This is a genomic window from uncultured Romboutsia sp., from assembly GCF_958366745.1.
Lineage (GTDB): Bacteria > Bacillota > Clostridia > Peptostreptococcales > Peptostreptococcaceae > Romboutsia > Romboutsia timonensis.
Genome location: NZ_CATXCO010000209.1, coordinates 1 through 4,172 on the forward strand (window position 1 = coordinate 1; position 4,172 = coordinate 4,172).

The window sequence follows — 4,172 nt, forward strand, 5'->3', positions numbered from 1 at the left end:
GAAGGAGAAATAATAGATAAACTTCATGAAGCAAGTGATATATTTGATGGAGTAGTTATAAATCCAGGAGCTTTTAGTCATTATAGTTATGCGATTTATGATGCAATTAAATCTATCAATATTAATTGTGTAGAAGTACATATTTCTAATATTCATCAAAGACAAGAGGAATTTAGAAAGAAGAGTGTTACAGCAGGTGCATGTATTGGGCAAATATCAGGCTTTGGTTTTTATGGATATATATTAGCGATAAATGCATTAGTTAATAGTATATAAATAATTATAATTTACTTGACAAGATTACAATAGAGTATATAATTTACAGAGTATACGATAATAAAAGGATAGATATGGGCAAACTAGTAATCTAGAGAAATATTTGCCTAAAATTAAATTTAGAGATTTGATTATAATAATAATATAATTGAATTAATCCTAAGTATCGAAGAATAAAATTATTTTTATATGGAGGGACAAAATGGTAAATGCAAGTGATTTCAGAAAAGGTGTAACATTTGAAAAAGATGGTCAACCATGTTTAATAGTTGATTTCCAACACGTAAAGCCTGGTAAAGGAGCAGCTTTCGTTAGAACTAAATACAAAAACTTAAAAACAGGAGCTATAAGAGAAGAAGCTTTCAACCCAAGTGATAAATTCCCTAAAGCTCATATAGATACAAGACAAATGCAATACTTATATAATGATGGTGAATTATACTACTTCATGGATGAAGAAACATATGATCAAATACCATTAAACTATGAGCAAGTTGAAGATGCTATAAAATTCTTAAAAGAAAATGAAGTAGCTACTATAAGATTCTATCAAGGTCAAGCTTTCCAAGTTGAAGCTCCAAACTTTGCAGAATTAGAAGTAGTAGAAACTGAACCAGGAATAAAAGGAGATACAGCAAGTAACGTAACTAAGGCAGCTACAGTTGAAACTGGAGCAGTTGTTCAAGTTCCTTTATTCATAAATCAAGGTGACAAAATAAAAATAGACACTAGAACTGGAGAATATTTATCAAGAGTTTAGTTTTTTATGTATAAAAAGCTTGTATATCTTAATAATAAAGATGTACGGGCTTTTAATTTATATAAAAAAGAAAGAGAGGGGTACATATGAAATATTTATATGAAGAAGTAGCATATCTTAAAGGTCTAGCTGAAGGGTTAGAGATATCAAAAGAAACTAAGGAAGGGAAAATAATACATAAGATAATAGATGTATTAGAAAGTTTTGCAGATTCTATAGTAGAACTAGATGAAGAACAGTGTGATTTAGCAGAATATGTTGAGTCTATAGATGAAGATTTATCAGATATAGAAGATGACATATATGATGATGACGAGCTAGATGAAGATTGCGATGATCTTAGTTTTATAGAAATGGAATGCCCAAACTGTAATGACTTAGTAGAAATAGATGAAGAGTTATTATATGATGATGAAGTTGATGTAGTTTGTCCGAATTGTAAAGCTATAATATTATCTTCTGATGATGACGATTATAGTTGTACAGATTGTGATTGTGAAGAATAATTAAATATAAACTAATATGCCTATGAGATAAAAGTCTCATAGGCATTTCTATATAATATAAAACTTTCCAACTTAAATACATAGTAAAATATATATTTAAGTTAAAAACTTAAAGTTATAAAAATATTATAATAATGAAAAATTTATGCAATTTATATAATAAAGTTTAAATTATAAATATATTTATTTTAAAGTAAATAATATATAAAATACTTTATAGAACATAGTTAAAAACTAATTTTATTTTGCAATACTTTTAGAAAAATAGTACACTATAAGCTAGGAAAGTTAATTCGGAGGTATTATAATGAAATTAAACAAAAATATATTAGACAGCATAGCTCAATTTGAAAATATTATCGGATATAGATTTAATAATAAAGAATATATATTAGAAGCACTTACTCATAGTTCATATTCTAATGAAAATAAAGGGTATAACTTTAATGAAAGATTGGAGTTCTTAGGAGACTCTATACTTAGTATAGTCATAAGTGATTACTTATTTAAAAAAGAAACAGAATTACCTGAAGGAGAACTTACTAAGTTAAGAGCTAATATAGTGTGTGAAGAATCATTAAGTGAAGTAGCTATTAGTATAAAACTTGGAGAATATATGCTACTTGGAAAAGGAGAAGAAGCAACTGGGGGAAGAGAACGAATATCTATTCTTGCTGATGCTTTTGAAGCAGTTATAGCAGCAATTTATTTAGACGGAGGACTTAGAGAAGCTTCTAAATTTATATTAACATATATGAAAGATATAATTACAAACTCTAGAAAAGGAAAAATATTTAGAGATTATAAGACTCATCTTCAAGAGGTTTTACAAAGCAAAGGTGAAGTTAATATATGGTATAAATTAATAGATGAAAAAGGTCCAGACCATAATAAGAAATTTGTTATGCAAGTTGGTATAGATAGTAAGATTTTAGGATTTGGAGAAGGTAAAAGTAAAAAAGAAGCAGAACAAGTTGCTGCAAGAAAAGCATTAGATAATATTAATTAGAATTTAAAAGAGTTTATAGTAAAGGGTGATAATAAATGAAAAAAAGAATAATACCTATATTTGTACCTCATAGAGGTTGTCCTCATGATTGTATATTTTGTAATCAAAAGAAGATAACAGGGGTTAGCACAGACATAACTAGTGAAGATGTAAAAAATATAGTAGATGAATATTTAACTACTATAGACAAAGATGCTAATGTTGAAATTGCATTTTTTGGAGGGAGCTTTACTGCAATAGATGTAGATATACAAAAAAGTTTATTATCTGTAGCTAAGGAATATGTAGATAAAGGATTAGTCAATGATATAAGAATGTCTACAAGACCAGACTGCATAGATGAAGATATACTGAAAATGTTAAAAGAATATAAAGTTAGTATAATTGAACTTGGTGTGCAATCTTTAGATGAAGATGTACTTAGAGATAGTATAAGAGGGCATCATGCAGAGGAAGTATTTAAAAGTGCAAAATTAATAAAGGATTATGGTATACAATTAGGACTTCAAATGATGGTAGGTCTTCCATCTGATGCAGAAAGAAAGTGTATAGAAACTGCAAGGAAATTTATAGAAATGAAGCCTGATTGTGTAAGAATATATCCAACGTTAGTAGTAAAAGAAACAGGGCTTGAAAATTTATTAAATGAGAGAAAATATAGTCCATTCACATTAGAAGAGAGTGTACAAATAGTAAAGAAACTTTTAGCTTTATTTTATGTTAATAATATAAACGTAATAAGAGTAGGACTTCAAGCGACAGACGATATACAACTTGGTAAGGCTATACTTGATGGACCTTATCATCCAGCATTTAGAGAATTAGTAGAATCTGAAATGATTAAAGATTACTTAAAATCTATTGTTATAGAAAATAAGGTTAAAAGTAATATATTAGTTAAGACGAATAAGAAGAACATATCTAAAATAATAGGTAATAAAAAAAGTAATAGTAATTATATGAAAAATGAATTAAACGTAATATTAAAAACTAAAGAAGAAATTATAGATACAAATACATTAGAGATTGTATTAGATGATAACATTGAAGTAGAAACTAACATGAATCATATTTATGAAAGTTTATATAAAATATACAACCTTTAGTTTTATCATTGAAGGGAGAGAGGACGTTGTATTTAAAGCGACTTGAAATAAAAGGATTTAAGTCATTTCCTACAAAAACAGAGATAGTTTTCAATGAGGGAATAACAGCAATAGTTGGTCCAAATGGTAGTGGAAAAAGTAATATATCAGATGCTATTAGATGGGTTTTAGGAGAACAAAGTGCTAAAAGCCTGAGAGGAGATAAATTAGAAGACGTAATATTTGTAGGAACGGAGTCTAAAAAGGCTATGAACTATTGTGAAGTAGCTATAACACTAGATAATAGTGATAATAAATTAGATTTAGGATTTAGCGAAGTTACTATAAAAAGAAGAGCTTATAGAACAGGAGAAAGTGAGTTTTTCTTAAATAATAAAAGTTGTAGATTGAAAGATATAAAAGAAATACTATTAGATACAGGTATAGGTAAGGATGGATACTCAATTGTAGAACAGGGTAAAGTTGATGAAATACTTAGCAATAATCCTGTTAATAGAAGAAAGGTATTTGATGAA

General features: G+C 27.6%; 6 protein-coding genes. All 6 read left to right on the forward strand.

The features are described from left to right. Positions 1 to 276 (forward strand): type II 3-dehydroquinate dehydratase (locus tag Q5F54_RS11350; protein ID WP_302334449.1); only part of this gene is annotated, 276 nt, incomplete at its 5' end. Between the two features lie 202 nt (positions 277 to 478). Beyond that, complete coding sequence (gene efp / locus Q5F54_RS11355) at positions 479 to 1,036, forward strand: elongation factor P (RefSeq protein WP_071119719.1); 558 nt, start codon at positions 479 to 481, stop codon at positions 1,034 to 1,036. Positions 1,037 to 1,122: 86 nt separating this feature from the next. Further along, positions 1,123 to 1,542: a CD1247 N-terminal domain-containing protein gene (locus tag Q5F54_RS11360; RefSeq protein ID WP_071119720.1), complete on the forward strand. Its 420-nt coding sequence runs from the start codon at positions 1,123 to 1,125 to the stop codon at positions 1,540 to 1,542. 307 nt (positions 1,543 to 1,849) lie between these two features. Next, positions 1,850 to 2,551, forward strand: coding sequence for a ribonuclease III (rnc, locus tag Q5F54_RS11365; protein WP_071119721.1), 702 nt, complete (start codon positions 1,850 to 1,852; stop codon positions 2,549 to 2,551). A gap of 35 nt (positions 2,552 to 2,586) precedes the next feature. Further along, positions 2,587 to 3,657, forward strand: a complete 1,071-nt coding sequence (locus Q5F54_RS11370; protein WP_071119722.1) for an elongator complex protein 3 — start codon at positions 2,587 to 2,589, stop codon at positions 3,655 to 3,657. A gap of 26 nt (positions 3,658 to 3,683) precedes the next feature. Then, a partial coding sequence (locus tag Q5F54_RS11375) for an AAA family ATPase (RefSeq protein ID WP_302334450.1) occupies positions 3,684 to 4,172 on the forward strand: 489 nt, incomplete at its 3' end.

Excerpts from the sequence above, each read along its gene's own strand:
- efp (WP_071119719.1), top strand. The coding sequence starts at position 479 with ATGGTAAATGCAAGTGATTTCAGAAAAGGTGTAACATTTGAAAAAGAT.
- Q5F54_RS11360 (WP_071119720.1), top strand. The coding sequence starts at position 1,123 with ATGAAATATTTATATGAAGAAGTAGCATATCTTAAAGGTCTAGCTGAA.
- Q5F54_RS11370 (WP_071119722.1), top strand. The coding sequence starts at position 2,587 with ATGAAAAAAAGAATAATACCTATATTTGTACCTCATAGAGGTTGTCCT.
- rnc (WP_071119721.1), top strand. The coding sequence starts at position 1,850 with ATGAAATTAAACAAAAATATATTAGACAGCATAGCTCAATTTGAAAAT.